Source organism: Stenotrophomonas sp. 8(2023) (assembly GCF_030345295.1).
Classification (GTDB): Bacteria; Pseudomonadota; Gammaproteobacteria; order Xanthomonadales; family Xanthomonadaceae; genus Stenotrophomonas; species Stenotrophomonas muris.
The window spans coordinates 4508243-4530360 of sequence record NZ_CP128404.1 but is presented as its reverse complement, the minus strand read 5'-3'; the positions used below and the strand labels follow the sequence as shown (position 1 = coordinate 4530360).

Annotated in this window: 19 protein-coding genes; 11 read left to right on the top strand and 8 right to left on the bottom strand. The window is 67.6% G+C overall.

Annotated elements, in window-relative coordinates:
- Positions 1–255 precede the first annotated feature (255 nt).
- The 6 genes from rpmH to QP609_RS20850 all read left to right on the top strand — a co-directional run bounded on the left by rpmH (position 256) and on the right by QP609_RS20850 (position 8006).
- The gene (gene rpmH, locus QP609_RS20875; protein ID WP_005411729.1) at positions 256–396 is read left to right on the top strand and encodes a 50S ribosomal protein L34; all 141 of its coding nucleotides are present in this window, start codon (positions 256–258) and stop codon (positions 394–396) included.
- 5 nt (positions 397–401) lie between these two features.
- Positions 402–896, top strand: coding sequence for a ribonuclease P protein component (rnpA, locus tag QP609_RS20870; protein WP_080053031.1), 495 nt, complete (start codon positions 402–404; stop codon positions 894–896).
- Positions 896–2611: a membrane protein insertase YidC gene (gene yidC, locus QP609_RS20865; RefSeq protein WP_014648955.1), complete on the top strand. Its 1716-nt coding sequence runs from the start codon at positions 896–898 to the stop codon at positions 2609–2611. The genes rnpA and yidC overlap by 1 nt, the downstream gene beginning before the upstream one ends.
- A gap of 115 nt (positions 2612–2726) precedes the next feature.
- Positions 2727–5399 carry a polysaccharide deacetylase family protein gene (locus QP609_RS20860; RefSeq protein WP_197621041.1) on the top strand — a complete coding sequence of 891 codons (2673 nt, stop codon included), beginning with the start codon at positions 2727–2729 and terminating at the stop codon, positions 5397–5399.
- Between the two features lie 3 nt (positions 5400–5402).
- Complete coding sequence (gene mnmE, locus QP609_RS20855; protein ID WP_014648953.1) at positions 5403–6752, top strand: tRNA uridine-5-carboxymethylaminomethyl(34) synthesis GTPase MnmE; 1350 nt, start codon at positions 5403–5405, stop codon at positions 6750–6752.
- 147 nt (positions 6753–6899) lie between these two features.
- A complete protein-coding gene (locus QP609_RS20850) occupies positions 6900–8006 on the top strand; it encodes a glycerophosphodiester phosphodiesterase (protein WP_197621042.1) in 1107 nt (368 codons plus the stop codon).
- 153 nt (positions 8007–8159) lie between these two features.
- Here QP609_RS20850 and QP609_RS20845 read toward each other — a convergent pair whose 3' ends face one another.
- Entirely contained in the window at positions 8160–8930 is a 771-nt protein-coding gene (locus tag QP609_RS20845) for a rhomboid family intramembrane serine protease (RefSeq protein WP_134967216.1), read from the bottom strand.
- A 106-nt stretch (positions 8931–9036) separates the two neighbouring features.
- Entirely contained in the window at positions 9037–9999 is a 963-nt protein-coding gene (locus QP609_RS20840) for a TerC family protein (protein WP_014648950.1), read from the bottom strand.
- A 386-nt stretch (positions 10000–10385) separates the two neighbouring features.
- Between QP609_RS20840 and QP609_RS20835 the strand changes: the two genes are divergently transcribed.
- Together QP609_RS20835 and QP609_RS20830 are read left to right on the top strand one after the other, a co-directional pair.
- Complete coding sequence (locus tag QP609_RS20835) at positions 10386–11555, top strand: class I SAM-dependent rRNA methyltransferase (RefSeq protein ID WP_014648949.1); 1170 nt, start codon at positions 10386–10388, stop codon at positions 11553–11555.
- 135 nt (positions 11556–11690) lie between these two features.
- Positions 11691–12932, top strand: coding sequence for a dipeptidase (locus tag QP609_RS20830; protein WP_197621043.1), 1242 nt, complete (start codon positions 11691–11693; stop codon positions 12930–12932).
- Between the two features lie 93 nt (positions 12933–13025).
- Here the strand turns inward: QP609_RS20830 and QP609_RS20825 are convergent, their stop codons facing one another.
- Both QP609_RS20825 and QP609_RS20820 read right to left on the bottom strand, forming a co-directional pair.
- Positions 13026–14453: an amino acid permease gene (locus QP609_RS20825; RefSeq protein WP_046433392.1), complete on the bottom strand. Its 1428-nt coding sequence runs from the start codon at positions 14451–14453 to the stop codon at positions 13026–13028.
- A 175-nt stretch (positions 14454–14628) separates the two neighbouring features.
- The gene (locus QP609_RS20820) at positions 14629–15624 is read right to left on the bottom strand and encodes an aldo/keto reductase (protein WP_046433390.1); all 996 of its coding nucleotides are present in this window, start codon (positions 15622–15624) and stop codon (positions 14629–14631) included.
- A 121-nt stretch (positions 15625–15745) separates the two neighbouring features.
- Between QP609_RS20820 and QP609_RS20815 the strand changes: the two genes are divergently transcribed.
- A complete protein-coding gene (locus tag QP609_RS20815; protein WP_014648945.1) occupies positions 15746–16648 on the top strand; it encodes a LysR family transcriptional regulator in 903 nt (300 codons plus the stop codon).
- A gap of 23 nt (positions 16649–16671) precedes the next feature.
- On the opposite strand, the gene QP609_RS20810 is transcribed toward QP609_RS20815, so the two are convergent.
- From QP609_RS20810 to QP609_RS20800, 3 genes are read right to left on the bottom strand one after another with little or no spacing between them, the layout of a single operon-like run.
- Positions 16672–17109: a hypothetical protein gene (locus tag QP609_RS20810; RefSeq protein WP_014648944.1), complete on the bottom strand. Its 438-nt coding sequence runs from the start codon at positions 17107–17109 to the stop codon at positions 16672–16674.
- Complete coding sequence (gene leuE, locus QP609_RS20805) at positions 17106–17735, bottom strand: leucine efflux protein LeuE (protein ID WP_005411716.1); 630 nt, start codon at positions 17733–17735, stop codon at positions 17106–17108. Before leuE ends, QP609_RS20810 begins: the two co-directional genes overlap by 4 nt.
- A 15-nt stretch (positions 17736–17750) precedes the next feature.
- On the bottom strand, positions 17751–18722 hold the full coding sequence (locus tag QP609_RS20800) for a LysR family transcriptional regulator (RefSeq protein WP_014648943.1): 972 nt from the start codon (positions 18720–18722) through the stop codon (positions 17751–17753).
- A gap of 91 nt (positions 18723–18813) precedes the next feature.
- Here QP609_RS20800 and QP609_RS20795 point away from each other — a divergent pair, with 91 nt between their 5' ends.
- Positions 18814–19821, top strand: a complete 1008-nt coding sequence (locus tag QP609_RS20795; RefSeq protein ID WP_014648942.1) for a zinc-binding alcohol dehydrogenase family protein — start codon at positions 18814–18816, stop codon at positions 19819–19821.
- Positions 19822–19888: 67 nt separating this feature from the next.
- Here QP609_RS20795 and QP609_RS20790 read toward each other — a convergent pair whose 3' ends face one another.
- Positions 19889–20494 carry a glutathione S-transferase N-terminal domain-containing protein gene (locus QP609_RS20790; protein ID WP_111205872.1) on the bottom strand — a complete coding sequence of 202 codons (606 nt, stop codon included), beginning with the start codon at positions 20492–20494 and terminating at the stop codon, positions 19889–19891.
- 55 nt (positions 20495–20549) lie between these two features.
- Here QP609_RS20790 and rmuC point away from each other — a divergent pair, with 55 nt between their 5' ends.
- Complete coding sequence (gene rmuC / locus QP609_RS20785; RefSeq protein WP_014648940.1) at positions 20550–22118, top strand: DNA recombination protein RmuC; 1569 nt, start codon at positions 20550–20552, stop codon at positions 22116–22118.

The window sequence follows — 22118 nt, the reverse complement described above, 5'->3', positions numbered from 1 at the left end:
CAGCAATAATCGTCCGGTGGCCGGGGCATGGACGCGACAAGGCGCCCAAACACAGGCCGGAAAGGGGGGAAATGGATGGCTCAGACTACCACCGAGCGCCCGCCTTCGGAATGCTTGTCCCCTACTTATTCACAAAAACATCCACAGCTATTGCACAGCCCGGTGAATTCGCGTACCTGCCAGGGGTTGACGCGGGGTAGGGTACCTCTCTAGAATTTCCGGTTCTTTCCGTCCCATTCATACGAGAGGCCCCCAATGGCCACGAAGCGCACCTACCAGCCCAGCAACCTCAAGCGTAAGCGCGACCACGGCTTCCGTGCCCGTATGAAGACCGCTGACGGCCGCAAGATCCTGTCGCGTCGCCGCGCCAAGGGCCGCAAAGTCCTGAGCGCCTGATTGCCATGCCGCACCCCGCGGCAGACGCAATCCCTTCGACAGTGAATACTGCAGACCCGCGCAAGCGATTCCCTCGCTCTGCGCGGGTTCGCACGCGTGCCGAATATTCAACGGTCTTCAACGGCGCCCGCCGTGTGTCCGATCCGCTGATGACCCTGCACTGGCTGCCGGCTGACCGGCCGGCCAGGCTGGGTCTGGCGGTTTCCCGCAAGGTTGATCCGAACGCCGTGGGGCGTAACCGGATCAAGCGCGTCCTGCGCGACATCCTGCGTCAGACACGTACCGAAATCCAGCCAGGCGACTTCGTCGTCGTGGCGCGTAGTGCTGCGCGTTCCGCCAGCAACGACGAGATCCGCCAGGCCTTCCTGCGCCTGCTGCGCCGCCTGCGTGCATTGCCCGCGCCGGGCGTGGACGGCACAATGCCGCCGCCTGATGGCATCGCAACTCCTTCTTTGACCGAGCCGGCATCGCGTCCCGGCCCCGCCGAGCCTGTCCGCTGATGAACCAGACCCGCGTATTCCTCATTTTTGCCTGGCTGATGGTGGCCGTGCTGCTGTGGATGGAGTGGAGCCGTGAAAAGGCTGCTCCGACCCCGGCACCGACGACCACGTCGGCCCCGGCTGCTGCACAGAGTGTTCCGGGCGCGACCCCGGGCAGCATCCCCAGCGCGCAGGTCCCGGGTGCGCCGGGCCAGGCCGCTGTGCAGGCCCAGGCCAGCGCCACCCCGGCCAGCCAGCGCGTGACCGTCACCACCGACGTGCTGCGCCTGGTACTGGACGGCGGCCGTGTGCTGGATGCCGAGCTGCTGCAGTTCCCGCAGACCAAGGACGAAGGCAGCCCGCCGGTTCGCCTGCTGACCGAAGACCCCGCGCATCCGTACAGCGCGATCAGTGGCTGGGCCAGCGAAGACAAGAACACCCCGGTTCCCGGCGCTGACGGCTTCAAGCTGGTCGGTGATACCAAGGACTTCGTGCTGGCCAAGGGCCAGAACGAACTGCAGATCCCGTTCGTGTGGACCGCCGACAACGGCGTGACCATCAAGCGCACCCTGACCGTCTCGCGCAACGAGTACGCCGTGCGCTTCAAGGACGAAGTCAGCAATGCCGGCGCCGCACCGTGGAACGGCTACGTCTACCGCACCCTGGACCGCACCCCGACCATCCTGTCGCGGAGCATGACCAACCCGGATTCGTTCAGCTTCAACGGCGCCACCTGGTACGACAACGACAAGAAGTACCAGCGTCGTGCGTTCAAGGATTACCTGGACGACGGCGCACTGAACCAGAACATCACCGGCGGCTGGCTGGCGATGCTGCAGCATCACTTCTTCACCGCCTGGATCCCGCAGAAGGACCAGACCGCGCACTACGTGCTGTCGCAGGTGGCCGGTCGTGACCTGATTGAAGCGCGTGGCCCGGCCTTCACCGTGGCCCCGGGCCAGTCCACCAGCACCGAGGCCCGCCTGTGGGTCGGCCCGAAGCTGGTCAACCTGATCGCCAAGGAAGACGTGCCGGGCCTGGACCGCGTGGTCGACTACAGCCGCTTCTCGATGATGGCGGTGATCGGCCAGGGCCTGTTCTGGGTGCTGAACCAGGTGCACAAGCTGGTCGGCAACTGGGGCTGGGCGATCGTCGGCCTGGTGGTGCTGCTGAAGCTGGTGCTGTACCCGCTGTCGGCGACCCAGTACAAGAGCGGTGCCAAGATGCGCCGCTTCCAGCCGCGCATCGCGCAGCTGAAGGAACGCTATGGCGATGACCGCCAGAAGTTCCAGACCGCGATGATGGAGCTGTACAAGAAGGAAAAGATCAATCCGATGGGCGGCTGCCTGCCGATCCTCATCCAGATGCCGATCTTCTTCGCCCTGTACTGGGTGCTGGTGGAATCGGTCGAACTGCGCCAGGCGCCCTGGTTCGGCTGGATCCAGGACCTGACCGCACGCGATCCGTACTTCATCCTGCCGGTCATCAACGTGGCAGTGATGTGGTTCACCCAGAAGCTGACCCCGGCACCGGGCATGGACCCGATGCAGCAGAAGATGATGCAGTTCATGCCGCTGGTGTTCGGCGTCATGATGGCCTTCATGCCGTCCGGCCTGGTCCTGTACTGGGTGGTCAACGGTGGCCTGGGCCTGCTGCAGCAGTGGTGGATGACCAAGCGCCATGGCGGCGAGCCGGTTGCGGCCACCACCGCTCCGGCCCCGGTCAAGAAGAAGTAATCGGTAGAGCCGGCCGCTGGCCGGCTGACCCCAGCAAAAGCCCGCCGCAAGGCGGGCTTTTCGCATGCGGCGGTAGAATCGCCGGCACACCGTTCCTCCCACCTTCGAGTTCGCCATGCCGCGTGCGTCGTCGTTCCGCCTGTTCCTGCCCTCGCTGTTGTTGACCCTGGTTGTTGCCGGCTGCGGCGACAAGGACGCGAAGGCGCCGGCGACCACCGTCACCCAGCCAAGCGCGCAGGCCGCGGCCGCCGCCGATCCGGCCGCCGCGCCGTTGCTGGCGGCGCTGCAGAAGCAGCTCGACGGCTACCGCCGGATCATCGTGCTGCTGGCAGACGAGGAACAGCAATCGGCCGCCGACCGCGGCACCTCCACGCGTGTGGGCCAGCAGCTGTTCCACGATGGCCTGGAACAGCGCACGGCGATCGCCGCGCAGTTCGACACCCTGCTGCGCGGCTCCAGCCCGCAGCGCTTCGCCACCCTCGGCACCGTGCTGGACTACATCGAGTCGGCGCCGGAACTGTTCGACGCCGACCGCCTGGCCTTCCGCGAAGTGCTGCGTGATCTGCATGAGCGGGTCGGCACTGATTCGTCGCTGCCGGCGGTGAAGCTGCACCAGCGCATCGGCGAGGACCTGGAGGCACTCGACGAGATCGAGCGAAACTACAACCAGGAACTGACCCGCATCTTCAGCCGCTTCGAGCGCACCCGTGCCATCGAGCTGAAGCGTGAGAAGTGGGACGACTACATCGCCCACCTGCACAAGGACTACAGCCGCGAAGCGATCCTGCGCGACTACGGCGTGATCGAGCCCTACCCGATGTCGATGAAGGACAGCGACCGCGAGATCTTCGGCCGCGACCTGCCGGCCAAGACCGTGGTGCTGACCTTCGACGATGGCCCGCACAAGGCCTATACCGATGAAGTGGTGGCCATCCTCAAGCGCTACGACGTGCCGGGCGTGTTCTTTGAAGTGGGCCGCAACCTTGGCAAGGTCGAGGCCGATGGCAAGGTCAGCCTCGGCCCGATGGCGAAGATCAGCCGCAACCTGATCGAAGAGGGCTATGCGGTCGGCAACCACAGCCTGACCCACGCCCAGCTGTCGCGCACCACCGGTGACGCGCTGCGCCAGCAGGTGCTCGACACCGACACGCTGCTGAAGGATGTCGACAGCAAGCGCGCGCCGCTGTTCCGTTTCCCGTATGGCGCGCGCAATGCCGAAGGCCTGCAGCTGCTCAACGAGGCCGGGCTGAAGTCGATCATGTGGAACATCGACTCGATGGACTGGGCCGACCCGGTACCGGAATCGATCGTGCAGCGCGTGCTAGACCAGGTGAACAAGGAACAGCGCGGCATCATCCTGTTCCACGACATCCACGATCGTGCGGTGAAGGCGCTGCCGCAGATCCTCGACCGGCTGATCGCCGATGGTTACCAGTTCGCCGGCTGGAACGGCCGTGACTTCACTGTCGCCCGTGCGCGCAAGGGTGAAGCCGGTGCCGCCACGGTCACCACCGGCTACGAGAAGTCCTGGGCGATCGTGGTCGGCATCGACAACTATGCCAAGTGGCCGAAGCTGGAGTACGCCAGCCACGACGCGCAGGCGGTGGCCGATACCCTGACCGGGCAGTTCGGCTTCCCGTCCTCGCAGGTGATCGTGCTGAAGAACGAGCAGGCGACCCGCAACAACATCCTCGCGGCCTTCCACGATCGCCTGGCCGATGACCGCACCGGCAAGAACGACCGCGTGTTCGTGTTCTTCGCCGGCCATGGCGCGACCCGCCAGCTCGCTTCCGGGCGCGACCTGGGCTACATCATTCCGGTCGATTCGGACCCGAAGGAATTCGCCACCGACGCCATCGCGATGACCGACATCCAGAACATTGCCGAGAGCATGCAGGCCAAGCATGTGATGTTCGTGATGGATGCCTGCTACAGCGGCCTGGGCCTGACCCGCGGTGGCCCGTCGTCGTCGTCGTTCCTGCGCGAGAACGCGCGTCGCAGCGCGCGGCAGATGCTGACCGCCGGTGGTGCCGACCAGCAGGTGGCCGATGCTGGCCCCAACGGCCACTCGGTGTTCACCTGGGTGCTGTTGCAGGCGCTGGCCGGCAAGGGCGACCTCAACGGCGACGGCCTGATCACCGCTACCGAGCTGGCCGCCTACGTGGCGCCGGCCGTATCGGCGGTCTCGCACCAGACCCCGGCCTTCGGCAGCCTGCCCGGTTCGCAGGGCGGCGAGTTCGTGTTCCAGGTGCCGGACAGCCAGGAATTCCTCAACGCCGATACGCGCCAGCTGACCGCCGATGCGATCGCGCTGAACAACAAGGTGGATGCGGCCAGCGAGGCCAAGGGCAGCCAGGCGCCGGTGACGGTGGCCGACCTGCAGGGCGGCAAGGCCAAGCTGGTGGTGCCCACCGCTGGCCCGGCGTCAGACCGCCAGCGCGCGCAGCAGGCCAACGACCGCGGCCTGCAGCTGTACCGCGAGAAGCAGTACGACGAGGCAGCCGCGCAGTTCGCCGAAGCGCTGAAGCTGCGTCCTGATTTCGCCCAGGCCGCCAACAACCTCGGCTTCGTCTACTACCGCCAGCAGCGCTATGCAGAAGCCGCGCGCTGGCTGGAGAACACGCTGAAGATCGACCCGTCGCGCGCGGTGGCCCATCTGAACCTGGGCGATGCCTACTTCAACGCCGGCGACAAGGCCAAGGCGAAGCAGGCCTACACCACCTACCTGGCGCTGCAGCCGCAGGGCAGTGGCGCGGCCCAGGCGCGCGCGCAGCTGGAGAAGCTCTGAGCCATGAACGACGCGATCCGCACCGACACCATCGTGGCCATCGCCAGCGCCCCCGGCGCCGGCGGTGTCGGCCTGTTGCGCCTGTCCGGTCCGCGCGCTGCGGCGATTGCCAATGCACTGGGGGCGCCTGCACTGCGCCCGCGCCACGCGCACTACGCGCGCCTGCGTGATGCCGACGGCGAGGTCATCGACGATGGCATCGTGCTGTGGTTCCCGGCACCGAACAGTTTCACCGGCGAAGAGGTGGTGGAACTGCAGGGCCATGGCAGCCCGGTGCTGCTGCAGCAGCTGGTCGCGCGCTGCATCGCGCTCGGTGCGCGCCAGGCGCGGCCGGGTGAGTTCAGCGAACGGGCGTTCCTCAACGGCAAGCTGGACCTGGCCCAGGCCGAGGCCATCGCCGACCTGATCGCCGCGGGCGACAACCGTGCCGCACGCGCGGCGCGTCGTTCACTGGATGGCGTGTTCTCGCGCCGCATCGATGCGGTGGTCGAGCAGCTGGTGCTGCTGCGCATCCACGTGGAAGCGGCCATCGACTTCGCCGACGAACCGCTGGATACCCTCGGTGGCGCGCAGGTGCGGCGTGGGCTGGAACAGGCGCGCAGCGATCTGGCCATTCTGCGCCGCGATGCCGAACGCGGCCGTCGCCTGCGCGATGGCCTGCACGCGGTGCTGATCGGTCCGCCGAATGCGGGCAAGAGTTCACTGCTCAACGCGCTGGCCGGCAGCGAACGCGCCATCGTCACCGACATCGCCGGCACCACCCGCGACACCCTGCGCGAAACCATCCGCCTGGATGGCCTGGAGCTGACCCTGGTCGACACCGCCGGCCTGCGCGACGGCGGCGACGCCATCGAACGCGAAGGCATGCGCCGCGCCCACGTGGAAATCGAGCGCACCGACCTGGCGCTGATCGTGCTGGATGCGCGCGATCCGGCGGCCGGTGAAGCGGCGCTGGGCGAGGCCGTGGCGGCGGTACCGCACAAGGTCTACATCCACAACAAGTCGGATCTGCTGGCGGCGTTGCCGTCGCTGGCTGATCCGGATCGGGTGTTCGTTTCGGCCGCCACCGGCGCCGGGCTCGACGATCTGCATGCGCGCCTGCGTTCGATTGCTTCGGCCGGTGCCGGTGAGCAGGTGGACGGCGAGTTCTCCGCGCGCACGCGCCACGTGGATGCGATTGAACGCGCGCAGGAACATGCGCAGCGCGCCGATGGCGAGCTGGCGCACGAGCACCTGGAGCTGGCCGCCGAGGAACTGCGGCTGGCCCACGATGCGCTGGGTGAGATCACCGGGCAGATGAGTGCCGATGATCTGCTGGGGAGGATCTTCTCCAGTTTCTGCATCGGCAAGTAACACGGGGTCAGATCCCCAAAGGGGCTCTGACCCTGCACGGTTCCGCCACGGGGTCGGAGCCCCTGCGGGGATCCGACCCCAGGTCCCCCACCTGTCACATTGCCGCCGCATACTGACGCCCATCACATACCGCTTGGGGAAGTCGCAGTGAAGTCGTGGGGTTGTGCGTTGCTGTTGTCGCTGGCCGTGGCACCATCGGTGGCCATGAGTGCTGAATCCTCCACCCCGGCCGTGCCCAAGGTGTCGGTCTACGGCCATCGCGGGGCAAGCGCCCTGCTGCCCGAGCACACCCTGGCCTCGTATGCGCAGGCCATCGCCGATGGCGCCGACTACATCGAACCGGACTTGGTGATGACCCGGGACGGGGTGATGGTGGCCCGCCACGAGAACGAGATCGGCGGCACCACCGACGTCGCCTCGCATCCGGAGTTCGCCAGCCGCCGCACCCGCAAGGTGATCGATGGGCAGCAGGTCGAGGGCTGGTTCACCGAGGACTTCACCCTGGCCGAGCTGAAGACCCTGTACGCCCGTGAGCGCCTGCCGGAACTGCGCAGTACCGCCTACGACGGCCAGTTCCGCATCGCCAGCCTGGACGAGATCCTGGCCTTCCTGGTGCAGCAGGCCGGGCGCGCCAACCGTGGCATCGGCCTCGTGCCGGAGATCAAGCACCCGACCTATTTCCAGTCCATCGGCCTGCCGATGGAAGACAAGCTGCTGGCCGCGCTGCGTGGCAACGCGTACACCAATGTCGGCCCGGTCACGATCCAGTCGTTCGAGACCGCCAACCTGCGCTACCTGCATGGCAAGATCGGCCGGGGCAGCAACATCCGCCTGCTGCAGCTGCTGTGGAAGGGCGATACCCAGCCGGCCGACATCGCCAAGGCCGGCGGCACGCTGACCTACGCACAGATGATGACCCCGGCCGGGCTGAAGGACATCGCCGGCTACGCCGATGGCATCGGCCCCGAGCTGCGCTCGATCATTCCGCTGGATGCCAACGGCGCGCTGGGCACGCCGACCGCGCTGGTACGTGATGCGCATGCGGCCGGCCTGATGGTGATTCCGTACACCTTCCGCCCGGAGAACCATTTCCAGCCCAGCAACCTGCGCAAGGGCGCCGACACCGCGCGCAACGTCGAAGGCTCGATCGCCGAGATGCGCGCCTACCTGGCGACCGGCATCGATGCGTTCTTCACCGATGATCCCGCGCTCGGCCGGCAGGCGGTGGACGGGATGGGCACAGCGGGGAACTGAGCGATCAACGCGCCGGGCATGGCCCGGCGCTACCCGGGGGCCGGTGTGCTCTGGTAGGTGCCAACCTTGGTTGGCACGCAACAACCGCGCCGACCAAGGTCGGCCACTATCGGTTCATGAGGTTGCCGGCCAGTGGCCGGCACTACCGTCACCTCAACCGCGCGGCTCGTCCGGGCGGCGGAACGGGATCACCACGTAGTCCTGGCCCTCGCGCGGCTGCCACAGCACCGGCACGCGCTGCGGTGACGGCGGCTCCAGCTCGTCGTCGGGCACAGGCTCGACGTCTTCTTCTTCGTCTTCCCAGCTGTAGCGCTGGCGCGGCGGCAGCGGATCGGCGTTGCGGAACAGCAGCGCGGCGATGATGCCGGCGAAGGCGCCGCCCATGTGCGACTGCCAGGACACGCCATCGGCATGCGGCAGGATGGTCATCAGCATGCCGCCATAGAACAGCATGCCGATCAGGCCGGTGGCGATTGCCGCACGGTCGCGGCGCAGCAGGCCGAGGCTGGCCAGCAGGAACATCAGGCCATGGGTCACGCCACTGGCACCCAGGTGCACGCTGCCCGGATTGCCCAGCATCCACGCGCCGAGGCCCGAACCCAGCCACAGCAGGGGCAGGGCGCGCACGGTGGCTTTGGGATACACACTGCCGGCCAGGGTGCCGAGGATCAGGATGGCGATGCTGTTGGCGGCGATGTGCTCGACCGAGGCATGCAGCATCGGGCCGCCGATCAGGCCGAGCAGGCCCTTGGCTTCCAGTGGCGCAACCGCCCACGGTCGCCAGTCGAACGTGCCCTGCAGGGCGAACACGGCCACCAGCACCAGCACGGCCGCCAGGCTGACATTGAACGCCCGCAGGATGCGCGAGCGGTCATTGCGGGGGGCCGGCACGTCGCCGGCGGGCAGGGGCGTGTTGTTGTCCATACCTCAGCAATGGCGGTGGCTGGCGCGAAACCAAGGCCACTGTTGCGGGAGAGTGGGTGCGGCCGGCGGGACAATCCCGCCGGCCGCGCCTTCCCACCGCTCAGGCTCAGGCGTGGCCCGAGCCTTCCTTCGGCGGGTACTTCAGGCTCAGCACCACGGTGGCGGCGATGATCACCGCGACCACGCCCAGCGACACCGGGGTCGGGATCTTGAACAGGTCGATGATCATCATCTTGATGCCGATGAAGGCCAACACCAGCGCCAGGCCGTACGGCAGCAGGTGGAAGCGGTCGGCCATGCCGGCCAGCAGGAAGAACATCGCACGCAGGCCCAGCACCGCGAACACGTTGGAGGTGAGCACGATGAACGGGTCGGTGGTGATCGCGAAGATCGCCGGGATGCTGTCCACGGCGAAGATCACGTCGGTGACCGCGATCAGGATCAGCACCGCGAACAGCGGGGTGAACCAGCGCACGCCATCGCGCTTCACGCTCAGCGCATTGCCGGCGTAGTCCGGCAGCAGGCGCAGGTGCTTGCGCATCCAGCGCAGGGCGGGGTTGGTTTCCAGATCCGGTTCCTGGCCGGCGGCGAACCACATCTTCCAGCCGGTGAACAGCAGGAAGGCGCCGAACACGTAGAGCAGCCAATGGAACTGGCTGATCAGCACGCTGCCGGCGAAGATCATGATCGTACGCAGCACGATCGCACCCAGGATGCCGATGATCAGCACCTTCTGGCGCTGCTCCTCCGGTACTGCGAAGTAGCTCATGATCATCAGGAACACAAAGATGTTGTCGACCGCCAGCGCCTTCTCGACCAGGTAGCCGGTCAGGAATTCGAGGCCGACCTTGTTGGCCACCACCTGGCCGGCGGTCTCATTCAGGTAGTACCAGAGGCCGGCGTTGAACAACAGGGCCAGCGCGACCCAGCCGATCGACCACCACAGGGCTTCCTTGAAGGTGACCTTGTGCGGTCCACCATGGCGCATCAACACGAGGTCGACCAGCAGGGCGATGACCACCACCGCTGCGAAGCCGCCCCACAACCACACGTTACCGATCGTCTGCATTGGGAATGTCCGTTGGAAAGATGAATGCCAGGCCGGACGGCGAGGATCTGCAACGGAGGATCGGGAGGGGGATCCAGGGACAGAGCTTCGCCAGTACGGCGAAGGTCTCGCTCGCAGTTCCAGTCGGCTGGAACTGCCGTTGCACCGGAGCCTGCGGGCTCGAAATGACGGCGACAACGTCTGGGAGCTACTCCCCTTCTGGCGCCGATTCTGCCGTCTGGCTGGGCCGACGTCAAATGGGGGACGAGGGGTCGGATCCCCGTAGGGGCTCTGACCCCATTCCCGAGCCCGTTCCGGCCTGGTGGGTGCCAACCTTGGTTGGCACGCCGGCGGGGGTCAGAGCCCCTTCGGGGATCTGACCCCGGCGCCCGGTTTACAATGGGTGGATGAATACCCCCCTTCCGATTGTCCGCCTCAAGAATGCGTGGCGCTCCAGCCACCCGTGGATCTTCCAGAAACTGGTCGAGAAGCCGACCGTCCGGCCCAAGCCCGGTTCCATCGTCGACGTGGTCGGCATTGATGGCGAGTTCGTTGGCCGCGGGTTCTACAACGGGCATTCGCGTATTGCCGTGCGCATCCTTGAGACCGACCAGAACGTGCCGGTGGATGCCGGCTGGTTCTCGCGCAAGATCGCCCAGGCGGTGTCGCTGCGCCGTGAGGTGCTCAAGCTCGACGCGGTCTCCGACGCCTGGCGCGTGGTGCACAGCGAAGGCGACGGCCTGTCCGGCCTGGTGGTGGATCGCTACGGCGACCTGGTGGTGGTCGAATTCTTCGCCGCCGGCATGTTCCGCCACCGCGAGTGGATCTACGACGCCCTGCGCGAGCAGTTCCCGGGTTGCCGCTTCCACAGCTTCGCCGATGAGCACGTGCAGAAACAGGAAAGCTTCGATTTCCACGGCAATACCACCACCGAAGCGTCGGTGATCACCGAGTACGGCATCAAGTTCCGCGCCGACCCGGCAGGTGCGCACAAGACCGGCTTCTTCGCCGACCAGCGCGAGAACCGCGAGTGGCTGAGCCAGCAGGTGGAAGGCAAGCGCGTGCTGGACCTGTGCTGCAACACCGGCGGTTTTGCGGTGTATGCGGCGGCGCGAGGCGCCTCGGAAGTGGTCGGCATCGACATCGATGAAGACGTCATCCAGATCGCCAAGGGCAATTCGCGCCTGAACAACGTGCGCCCGAAGTTCGTCCAGTCCGACATCTTCCCGTGGCTGCGTGATGCGGCCAATCGTGGCGAGCAGTACGACGTGGTGATCCTGGACCCGGCGAAGATGACCCGCGACCGCGACCAGGTCATTACTGCGCTGAAGAAGTACCTGGACATGAACAAGCTGGCGCTGGGCGTGGTCAAGCCGGGCGGCCTGTTCGCCACGTTCTCCTGCACCGGCCTGGTGGCCGAGGACCAGTTCCTCGACATGCTGCGCCGCGCGGCGTATTTCTCCGGCCGCACGATCCAGATCCTGAAGGTGGCCGGCGCCGGTCCGGACCACCCGTTCATGGCCCACGTGCAGGAATCGCGTTACCTGAAGGCCGTGTTCTGCCGCGTGGTGGACTGACCGCGTCACTGCCGATCTCTGTAGAGCCGAGCCCACGCTCGGATGATCTGTCTGGCAGCCGAGCATGGGCTCGGCTCTACAAAAAGGCCGGGTGCAGCGCTATGGTCGGGCTCTTCCCATTGCCGGTGAGAGCCCATGCCATCGTTGCGCCACCTGTCCGTCGTGCTCGCCGTGGCGCTGTGCGCGCCGCTGTCGGCTCATGCCATCGAGTTCAGCGCCGAGGAACTGGCCCGTGCCAAGGCGCTGCAGCAGCGCCTGGTCACGCTCGACAGCCATCTGGATACGCCGGCAAATTTCGGCCGGACCGGCTTCGACATCGAGCAGCGCCACGACCGCAACGCGCTTTCGCAGGTGGACTACCCGCGCATGGTCGAAGGTGCGCTCGATGGCGGTTTCTGGGCGATCTACACCGACCAGGGCGATCGCAGCGCAGCGGCCCACCTGGCCGAGCGTGACCACGGCCTGCAGCGACTGCTGGAAATCCGCGAGATGCTGGCGGCCAATCCCGCGCGCTTCGCGCTGGCACTGACCGCCGATGATGCGGCGCGGATCAAGGGCGCCGGCAAGCGCGTGGTCTACATCAGCATGGAAAATGCCAGCCCGCTGGTGGAAGACCCGAGCCTGCTCTCGTTCTACCACCGCGCCGGCCTGCGGCTGCTCAGCACCGTGCACTTCGCCAACAACGACTTCGCCGATTCGGCCACCGATCCCAAGGGCGCGGAGTGGAAGGGCCTGAGCCCGGCCGGCAAGGAGCTGGTGCGGCAGGCAGTGAAGCTGGGCATCGTGATCGACCAGTCGCATGCCTCGGACGCGGTGTTCGACGACCTGCTGGCGATGATGCCGGTGCCCTTCGTGCTGTCGCACAGCTCGGCCAAGGCGGTGTACGACCACCCGCGCAATCTTGATGACGCGCGGCTGCGCAAGCTGGCCAAGACCGGCGGCGTGATCCAGGTGAACGCCTATGGCGGCTACCTGATCGACACGGCGAAGACGCCCGAGCGCAAGCAGGCCGAAGAAGCGCTGAGCAGGCAGCTGGGCGGCTGGGAAGGCATGGGCATCGAGCAGGGTGTTGCGCTGCTGAAGGCCGAGCAGGCACTGGACCACGAGCACCCGGTGCGCCACGCCAGCCTGGATGATTTCTTCGCCCACTTCGAGCACATCCTCAAGGTGGTCGGCCCCGAGCACGTGGGCATCGGCCTGGACTGGGATGGCGGCGGTGGCCTGAGTGACCTGCCCGATGTCAGCCAGCTGCCGAAGATCACCGCCTGGCTGCTGCGCAAGGGCTATACCGAGCAGCAGATTGCCGGCATCTGGGGCGGCAACCTGCTGCGGGTGATGCGCCAGGCGCAGGATTACGCCGCAAAGCAGGGCGGTTGAAACGCCGTGCGGTGGTGCCGGCCAGCGGCCGGCATTGCCCCTATCAACAGGATTCGGGTTGCCGGCCAGCGGCCGGCACTACCGGTGATCGGTCTATTTCGCGATCAGCGCATGGCGTCGGCTGTACAGCAGGTACAGCACCAGGCCGGCCACGTTCCACAACAGGAAGTACAGCTGGGTGGTGTGCGGCAGGCTGATGAACAGGTAGATGCAACCCAGCGCGGCCAGCGGGCCAACCACGAAGGCCAGCGGCGTGCGGAACGTGCGCGCGCGGTCCGGCTCGCGCAGGCGCAGCACCACCAGGCAGACGCCCACTGCAGTGAACGCGGCCAGGGTACCGGCATTGGCCAGCGCGGCGATCTCGTCCAGGCGGGCCACGCCGGCCAGCGCCGACACCACCACCGCAGTGAACAGTGTGGTCGCCACCGGCGTGCCGGTACGCGCGTTGACCTTGGACAGGCCACGCGGCAGCAGGCCGTCGCGGCTCATCACGAAGAAGATGCGGCTCTGGCCGTACAGGAAGGCCAGCAGCACGGTCGGCAGCGCGATGATCGCAATCACGCCGATCACCATCGCCGCTGTCGGATGGCCCAGCTGGCGCATGATCAGCGCCAGCGGCTCGGCGCTGTGCCCGAACACGGCGTAGCTCATCGCACCCACTGCGGCCAGCGCCACCAGCACGTAGACAATGGTGCAGCCGATCATCGAACCGATGATGCCGATCGACAGGTCACGGCCCGGGTTCTTGGTCTCCTCCGCAGCAGTGGAGATCGCATCGAAGCCGTAGAAGGCGAAGAAGATGATCGCCGCTGCCGCCATCACGCCGTGCTCGACGCCATCGGGGCCCATCGACTTGGCAAAGCCATACGGCATGAACGGCTGCAGGTTGGCGCTGTCGAACGCAGGCAGGGCCACGGCCACGAAGATCGCCAGCGCGATCAGCTTGAACACCACCAGGATGGCATTGAGCGTGGCGCTTTCCTTGGTCCCGGCCATCAGCATGCCGGCCACCAGCCAGGTGATGATGATCGCCGGCAGGTTGATCATGCCGCCTTCCACGTGCGGGCCGGCTGCCAGCCAGGCCGGCAGGTGCACGTTCCAGCCGAACTGGGTGTGGACCCATTCGAGGAAGCCGACGAAGTAGCCGGACCAGCCCACCGCCACCGTACTCACCACCAGCGAGTACTCCAGGATCAGGCTCCAGCCCACCACCCAGGCGAACACCTCGCCCAGCGCACTGTAGCTGTAGGTGTAGGCGCTGCCGGCGGCCGGCATCATCGTCGACAGCTCGGCATAGGACAGCGCCGCACAGGCGCAGACCGCACCGGCGATGGCGAAGGAGATCAGCACGGCCGGGCCGGCCAGATTGGCACCGACGCCGATCAGCGTGTAGATGCCGGTGCCGACGATGGCACCGATGCCCAGTGCGATCAGGTGCGGCCAGCTGAGCGTCGGGATCAGGCGCCTGCCGGCTTCGTGGACGGTGACGGAATCTAGGGACTTGCGCCGGAACAGGGACATGCAGGCCTCGGAAGGGGTGACTAAGAACGACAAGTTCCCGAGTGTGACCGAACGCAGCGCAGCATTACCACTGACGGGGGTCATGCATGGCGGGGCACGCGCTGCGCCCCGGCCAGGCTGCCGGAATCGGCACAATCCGGCGGCAGCCACCGGTGTACGTTCGTCCCGGCCCCCGCTAGGACTCGATGTTGGCCATGCCGCTGACCGAATAGCGTTCGCCGGCCGCGGCATGCAGCGGGAAGGCCGCATCCAATGCGTCCAGCGTGGCCGCATCCAGTTCCACCTGCAGTGCAGCGAGGTTCTCGTCCAGCCGTGCCCGCCGCGTCGTGCCCGGGATCGGCACGATGTGCCCGCCGCGCGACAGCACCCAGGCCAGCGCCAGCTGCGAGGCAGCGATGCCGCGCTCGGCGGCCAGCGCCTGCACGGTGTCCACCAATGCCAGGTTGCGCTGGAAGTTTTCGCCTTCGAAGCGGGGCGAGGTGCGCCGGTAATCGTCGGCGTCGAAGTCGTCCGGGCTGCGGATGGCGCCGGTCAGGAAGCCACGGCCCAGCGGCGAATACGGCACGAAGCCGATGCCCAGCTCCGCCGTGGTGGCCAGCACTCCGTTCTGCTCCGGCTCGCGCGACCACAACGAGTACTCGCTCTGCACCGCCGTGATCGGGTGCACCGCATGGGCGCGGCGGAGGGTGGCCGCCGAGGCCTCGGACAGGCCCAGCCAGCGCACCTTGCCCTGTTCCACCAGGCGTGCCATCGCACCCACGGTGTCCTCGATCGGCACGGTCGGGTCGACGCGGTGCTGGTAGTACAGGTCGATGTGGTCCACGCCCAGGCGGCGCAGGCTGGCCTCGCAGGCGGCCTGCACATAGTCCGGGTGGCCGTTGATCTGCCGCGCCTTCGGGTCAGCCGGGTCCAGGCCGATGCCGAACTTGCTGGCCAGGAACACCTGGTTGCGGCGGCCGGCAATCGCGCGACCGACCAGCACCTCGTTGGTGTGCGGGCCATACACATCGGCGGTGTCGAGCAGGGTCACGCCACGGTCCAGCGCGTGCCGGATGACGGCAATGCCGTCATCGTCACTGCCGCGGCCGCCGTAGTACGCGCTCATGCCCATGCACCCCAGGCCGAGGGCGGACACGGTGGGGCCGGCGGGGCCGAGAGTACGGGTCTTCATGTGGATCTCCTTGGGGAAGGCGCCACGTCTGGATGGGCAGTGGCGAGGGGCACAGCATCCTCCACGCCATCATGTGGATAAACTGCGTGTCACCGGACTTACCTTGAAGGCTGCCTTCACAATGGATGCCTCCGTCCCGCTCACTGCTGTGGTCGCTTTCGTCCACGTGGCCGAGCACGCCAGCTTTACCCGCGCCGCCGATGCCCTGGGTGTGTCGACCTCGGCGCTGTCGCAGAGCGTGCGCGCGCTGGAAGCGCGGATGGGCGTGCGGCTGCTGCAGCGGACCACGCGGCGGGTCAACCTGACCGAGCACGGCGCGCGTTTCCTGCAGCGCGTGCGCGGCGGCCTGGACCAGATCGACCAGGCATTTGCCGAACTGGACAGCGCGCGCTCGGTGCCTGCCGGGCGGCTGCGCGTGACCCTGCCGCGCATCGTCGCCGATCGCATGGTGCTGCCGCGGCTGCCCGACTTCCTTGCGCGTTACCCGCAGGTGCAGGTGGAACTGTGCGTCGACCCCGCGCTGACCGATCTGGTGGCCGAGGGCTTCGACGCCGGCATCCGCCTGGGCGAATCACTCGCACAGGGCATGATCGCGGTGCCGGTCGGGCCACCCGAGCGGCAGGTGGTGGTAGCCACGCCGGCCTATTTCGAACGCCATGGCGTGCCGCAGACCCCGCATGACCTGCAGGGCCACGCCTGCATCGTGCACCGGCTGGCCAACGGCCGGCTGATGCGCTGGGAATTCAGCCGCGAAGGCCACGACCTGGACGTGGAAGTGAGCGGACGGCTGGTGTTCAACGATGCCGGCGTCGCCCATCGCGCCGTGCTGGCGGGGCTGGGCATGGCCCAGGGCTTCGCCTCGCTGATGGCCGACGACATCGCCGCCGGGCGACTGCAGAGCGTGCTGCAGGACTGGCAGCCGCCATTCCCCGGCTTCCACCTGTACTACCCCGCGCGTGAGCAGATGGCGCCCAAGCTGCGGGTGTTCATCGACCACCTGCGCGCGGAGATGCACGACCGGTAGATGCCAACCTTGGTTGGCATGCTTCAATCGACCACGCGCGCCGCTACGCCTCCCGGCCAATGGCAGCCATCCTCCTGCCACGCCTGGCTGTCATCGTGGAAGGTGGTGCGACGGCCATCACGGGCGCGTTCGTAGCTCAGATCCAGTACCAGCGCGCCCTGCGTGCTCAGCAGGTAGCGGCCGTTGAGGCGCCCGTCGATGCGCTCTTCCCACACGCTGTCGAACTGGTACGGGCGATCCTCGGCCAGCACCGTGGTCTCCATCGAGATCCGGTGCAGGGGCAGGCGCTCGCGCTGGCCGGCGTAACGCACGTCGGCCCGGCCGTCTTCCAGCCAGCGCCATTCCAGGTGGATGTTGTCGTTGCGACCGCCCGTCAGGCAGCGATGGTCCTGCACGGTGCCGGCAGAGGCGGCACCGGCCAGCAGCAGGGTCATGCCGAGCAGTGGCAGCCGCCCGTTCATCCGTTCAGCCCCAGGCGGATGCCGAACCCCACCAGGAACAGGCCGGCCACGCGGCGCAGCGCATCGCTGATCCGCGGGTGCTGGATCAACCGGCGGCGGGCCAGGTTGCCCACGCCGATCAGCATCGAGCAGTAGGCGATGCTGACCACCAGGATGATGCCGGCCAGCGCGGCGAAGGTGGCGATGCCCTGGTGCGCCTTCGGATCGATGAACAACGGCAGGAAGGCCATGTAGAACAGGATCGCCTTCGGGTTGAGCAGGCTGACCAGGATCGCCTGCTGGAAGTAGCGGCCGGGTTGCATGCGGATCGGGCCGGCGTCGCCGCCCTCGTGCTTGGGCGTGCGCAGCAGGCTGATGCCGACCCACACCAGGTAGGCCGCGCCGAGGTACTGCACGGCGTGGAATACCAGAGGATTGGCCTTGAGCAGCGCCGCCACGCCGGCCAGCGCCAGCCACATCAGGATCTGGTCGCCGACCAGCAGGCCGGCCAGTGCGGTGTAGCCGCCGCGCACGCCGCCACGGCCGGTGGCAGTCAGCAGCGTGAAGGTACCGGGACCGGGCAGGGCGAGAAACACCAGCACGGCGACCAGAAACGTCCACAGGTCCTGGATGCCCATCCACGGCATGGCGGTGCTCTTCTGTTACGGGGGGCCGCCATTGTCGGCCAGCGCTGCGGCGGGCGACAGGGGGCCGGTGGGGCCAACCGGCATCCCGGACAGCAGCGGTTGCAGGTGCTGGCGCAGCTGCGCGTGCAGCTGCCGCACGGCGGGTGAGAACTGCTTGCGATGCGGGCACACCAGCTGCAGCGGGATGCTGCTGCCAACGCCGTCCAGCAGCACCTGCAGGCGCCCGGCCAGCACATCCTCGCGCAGGTCCAGCCAGGACTTGTAGGTGATGCCTTCGCCGGCCACGGCCCAGCGCCGCACCACGTCGGCGTCGTCGCAGACCAGCGGGCCGCGTACCGGAACCACGCTGCGGCGCCCGTCCACCTCGAACGACCAGCGATCGTAGGCGCGGCCATTGAGTTGATAGACCAAGCAGTCGTGCTCGCGCAGATCCTCCAGGCGCGTGGGCGGGCCACGCCGCTGCAGGTAGCCGGGTGAGGCGGCCAGCACGCGCCGGTTGCCTTCCAGCAGGGGCAGGGCTACGTAGTTGGCGTCATCGAAGTGGCCGATGCGGATGGCCACGTCGACCGGTTCGCGGAACACGTCGGCGACCTCGTCGGACAGGCGCAGGTGCAGGCGCAGCCGCGGGTGCGCGGCGCGGAACGCGCTCAGCCAAGGCAACAGCAGGTTGCGGCCGAAGTCCGACGGCGCCGACAGCTGCAGGATGCCGTGCAGCTCGGTGTCCTCGCCCTGCACGCGGGCCTGGCCTTCGCGCAGGGTGGCCAGCACCTCCTGCGCATACGGCAGGTAGAGCGCGCCCTCGCCGGTCAGGCGCAGGCTGCGGGTCGTGCGCACGAACAGGCGCAGGTCCAGCTCGCGCTCCAGCCGAGCCACCGCCGCAGCGACCTGCCCGGGCAGCAGGTCGGCCTCGCGGGCGGCCTGCGAGAAGCTGCCCAGCGCGGCAGTGCGGACGAACAGCTGCAGATCGTCGAAGCGGATCATCTTCATCGCCAGAGTGAAAGTGCTGCCCGATTCTGCGCCTTTCCGAGGGAGCGCGCGCGGCGCAACCTGTCGCCTCCTTCCCCACTGGACCGCTGCCATGCGCGCCATTGCCTATACCCACGCCGGCCTGCCGATCGATGATGCCCGGGCCCTGATCGACATCGAACTGGAGCTGCCGCAGCCCGGCCCCCGCGACCTGCGCGTGGCGGTACGCGCGGTGGCGGTGAACCCGGTCGACACCAAGGTCCGCCGCGGCGTGGCCACCGATGGCCCGCGCGTACTGGGCTGGGATGCGGTCGGCATCGTCGACGCGGTGGGCAGCGAGGTGACCCTGTTCCAGCCCGGCGACGCGGTCTACTACGCCGGCGTCATCGACCGCCCGGGCAGCAATGCCGAGTACCAGCTGGTGGACGAGCGCAGCGTCGGGCGCAAGCCGGCCAGCCTCGATGATGCCGCCGCCGCGGCGCTGCCATTGACTGCAATCACCGCCTGGGAGCTGCTGTTCGACCGCCTGCGCATCCCCGAGGGTGGTGGCGAGGGCCAGACCCTGCTGGTGATCGGTGCTGCCGGTGGTGTCGGTTCGATCCTGGTGCAGCTGGCGCGGAAGCTGACCAGGCTGACCGTGATCGGCACCGCCTCGCGTCCGGATACCCAGGACTGGGCATACGCAATGGGCGCGCACCACGTGATCGACCACCGCCTGCCGCTGGCCGAGGGACTGGCGCGGCTCGGCATCAGCGAAGTGCAGCATGTGGCCAGCCTGACCCACTCCGACCAGTACTACGCGCAGATCGTGGAACTGCTGGCGCCGCAGGGCCAGCTGGGGCTGATCGATGATCCTGGCCAGGTGGACGTGATGGCGCTCAAGCGCAAGGCGTTGTCACTGCACTGGGAGTCGATGTTCACCCGGCCGCTGTACCGCACCGCCGACATGCAGCGCCAGCACGACCTGCTGAACCGTGTGGCCGAGCTGATCGACACGGGCGTGCTGCAGACCACGCTGGGCGAGCACTTCGGGCGCATCGACGCGGCCAACCTGCGGCGCGCCCACGCGCTGCTGGAGAGCCACCGCGCCAAGGGCAAGATCGTGCTGGAAGGCTGGTAACGCCGGATCGTTCCCGCACCCTTGGGGTCAGATCCCTTTGCTCCGGGAAAGGGATCCGCCCCCTGCCTCAGGCCACGCCGTTGTCGACGTGGGTGGTGAAACCCGGCTGCTGTCGCAGGCGCTCGAACCACGCCGCGAGGTGTGGCAGCACGGGCTTGTTGCCGGGCGTGCTGCGCCAGCGTTGGGTCGACAGCCCGAGCACGATGTCGGCCAGAGTGAAGGTGTTGCCCGCCACGTAGCCGTCGGTAGTGGCCAGCTGTGCATCAAGGACAGCCATCAGCCGGTTCCACTGCGCCAGGCTGGCTGCGGCGCGGGCGTCATCCGGGTAATCCGGATGCTGGCGCACGCGCGCCATGAACACGTGGCGCCAGGCACTGTTGAGGTCGCTGGCCTGCCAGTCCATCCATTGTTCGACCCGCGCACGATCCTGTGCCGCGCGGGGCAGCAGGTCATCACGGCCAGCGCGTACGGCCAGGTAGCGGCAGATGCTGTTGGATTCCCACAGCACGAAGCCGCCATCGCGCAGCACCGGCACCTGCCGGTTCGGGTTCAGTGTGGCCAGCAGGTCCGCCGGCGGCGCTGGCTCGTGGTGAAGTGGCAGGTCGAGGCCGGCGCACAGCCAGAGCACCTTGCGCACGTTGATGGAGGTGGGTTTTCCGTACAGAGCGAGCATGGGGGCTTCCGGGGCAGACCGACCCAGCCTAGCGCAGCGGGGCTAAACTGATCGCATGAATATCGAAGTCCTCATGATCCTGGCAGTGGTCCTGCTGCTGGCGACCCTGGTCGCGCTGGTGCTGCTGTGGCGTCGCAGTGCTGGCGGTGCACCCTCCGACGAACTGCAGCGGCTGCTGGACAGCGAACGCGAACAGCATCGCCTCGCCTTGGTCGATGCCGGCCAGCTGCGCGGCCGCCTCGATGCGCTGAGCGCTGAACTGGAGAACGAACGGAGCCGCAGCCAGCAGCACGCACAGGCCGTCACTACGCTGACCGCCCGGGTGGAGCGCGAAGCAGCGCTGTCGGCCAGTCGCGAAGCACAGCTGGCCGAACGTGAAGCGGCCCTGGCGCAGGCGCGCGCTGCCGTTGCGGAGACCAGCAGCGAGTTGCAGCAGGCGCAGCAGCGCTACCAGCAGTTGCACGGTGAACATGCCCGCGCGGTGGCCAATCTGCAGCACTCCGAACGGGCCAGTGCCGAACTGCGCAGCTATCTTGATACCGCCAAGGAAAAGCTGTCGGGCGCCTTCGCCGAACTGGCGGGCAAGGTGTTCGACGAACGCGGACAGCAGTTCGAGAAGAACGTGCGGCAGGCGACAGTGCAGTCACGCGCGGACATCGAGGGGCTGCTCAAGCCGTTCGCCGACAAGCTGGGCGATTTCCGCACCCGCGTCGATACGCTGTATGGCGAGGAAGCGCGGCAACGCGCCAGCCTGCTGGGTGCGGTGGGCGAACTGAAGACGCTCAACCAGGACATGGCGGCGCAGGCATCGGCGCTGACGAATGCGCTGAAGGGCAATGCCAAGGTCCGCGGCGACTGGGGCGAGCTGATGCTCGACAACGTACTGCGCGGATCGGGGCTGGAAGAGGGCGTGCACTACCAGCGGCAGAAGCATGCCGTGGATGACGAAGGTGCGCGCCTGCGACCGGACGTGGTGGTGCAGTTCCCCGACGAACGCAGCGTGGTGATCGACAGCAAGGTGAACCTGATCGCCTGGCAGGAAGCCATGAATGCCACTACCCCGGAGCAGTCGGAAGACGCGTTGCGCAGGCACGCGGTTGCGCTGCGCCAGCACGTTAAGGACCTGGGCGAGAAGAATTATCCGAAGGCGTTGGGCAGCGAGACGCTGGACATCACCATCGCCTTCGTTCCCATCGAGGGTGCCTTGTCAGCCGCACTGGGCGCCGATGGCAGCCTGCAGGCGTTCGCCTTCGACAACCGCGTGGTGTTCGCCTCGCCCAACACCCTGATGGCACTGCTGCGCGTGGCCGAGCGCCTGTGGACGCGCGACAAGGTGCAGAAGCAGGCGCTGAAGATCAGCGAGGCCGGCGGTCTGGTGCTGGACGCCCTGACCGGGTTCCTGCAGGACTTCACCGCCATGGGCAAGAAGCTGGACGATGCCGGCAAGGCCTACGCCGATGCGCGCAATCGCCTGATCGATTCGCCGCAGTCGGCCATCAGCCGCGCCCGTCGGCTTGCCGAACTGGGCAGCAAGGCCAAGCGCGCGCTGCCCCCGGAGCTGACCCCGGACCCGATGCAGCAGCTGGGCGCGCCGGAGGACGACGAGGACGGCAATGCGGGTTGA

Bases quoted from the DNA above. Each gene is read 5' to 3' on its own strand.
- leuE (WP_005411716.1), bottom strand. From the start codon at position 17,735: ATGCCGTGGATGGGCATCCAGGACCTGTGGACGTTTCTGGTCGCCGTG.
- QP609_RS20830 (WP_197621043.1), top strand. From the start codon at position 11,691: ATGCCATCGTTGCGCCACCTGTCCGTCGTGCTCGCCGTGGCGCTGTGC.
- rpmH (WP_005411729.1), top strand. From the start codon at position 256: ATGGCCACGAAGCGCACCTACCAGCCCAGCAACCTCAAGCGTAAGCGC.
- rnpA (WP_080053031.1), top strand. From the start codon at position 402: ATGCCGCACCCCGCGGCAGACGCAATCCCTTCGACAGTGAATACTGCA.
- QP609_RS20810 (WP_014648944.1), bottom strand. From the start codon at position 17,109: ATGAACGGGCGGCTGCCACTGCTCGGCATGACCCTGCTGCTGGCCGGT.
- QP609_RS20815 (WP_014648945.1), top strand. From the start codon at position 15,746: ATGGATGCCTCCGTCCCGCTCACTGCTGTGGTCGCTTTCGTCCACGTG.
- rmuC (WP_014648940.1), top strand. From the start codon at position 20,550: ATGAATATCGAAGTCCTCATGATCCTGGCAGTGGTCCTGCTGCTGGCG.
- QP609_RS20840 (WP_014648950.1), bottom strand. From the start codon at position 9,999: ATGCAGACGATCGGTAACGTGTGGTTGTGGGGCGGCTTCGCAGCGGTG.
- QP609_RS20790 (WP_111205872.1), bottom strand. From the start codon at position 20,494: ATGCTCGCTCTGTACGGAAAACCCACCTCCATCAACGTGCGCAAGGTG.
- QP609_RS20820 (WP_046433390.1), bottom strand. From the start codon at position 15,624: ATGAAGACCCGTACTCTCGGCCCCGCCGGCCCCACCGTGTCCGCCCTC.
- QP609_RS20800 (WP_014648943.1), bottom strand. From the start codon at position 18,722: ATGAAGATGATCCGCTTCGACGATCTGCAGCTGTTCGTCCGCACTGCC.
- mnmE (WP_014648953.1), top strand. From the start codon at position 5,403: ATGAACGACGCGATCCGCACCGACACCATCGTGGCCATCGCCAGCGCC.
- QP609_RS20835 (WP_014648949.1), top strand. From the start codon at position 10,386: ATGAATACCCCCCTTCCGATTGTCCGCCTCAAGAATGCGTGGCGCTCC.
- QP609_RS20825 (WP_046433392.1), bottom strand. From the start codon at position 14,453: ATGTCCCTGTTCCGGCGCAAGTCCCTAGATTCCGTCACCGTCCACGAA.
- QP609_RS20795 (WP_014648942.1), top strand. From the start codon at position 18,814: ATGCGCGCCATTGCCTATACCCACGCCGGCCTGCCGATCGATGATGCC.
- QP609_RS20860 (WP_197621041.1), top strand. From the start codon at position 2,727: ATGCCGCGTGCGTCGTCGTTCCGCCTGTTCCTGCCCTCGCTGTTGTTG.
- yidC (WP_014648955.1), top strand. From the start codon at position 896: ATGAACCAGACCCGCGTATTCCTCATTTTTGCCTGGCTGATGGTGGCC.
- QP609_RS20845 (WP_134967216.1), bottom strand. From the start codon at position 8,930: ATGGACAACAACACGCCCCTGCCCGCCGGCGACGTGCCGGCCCCCCGC.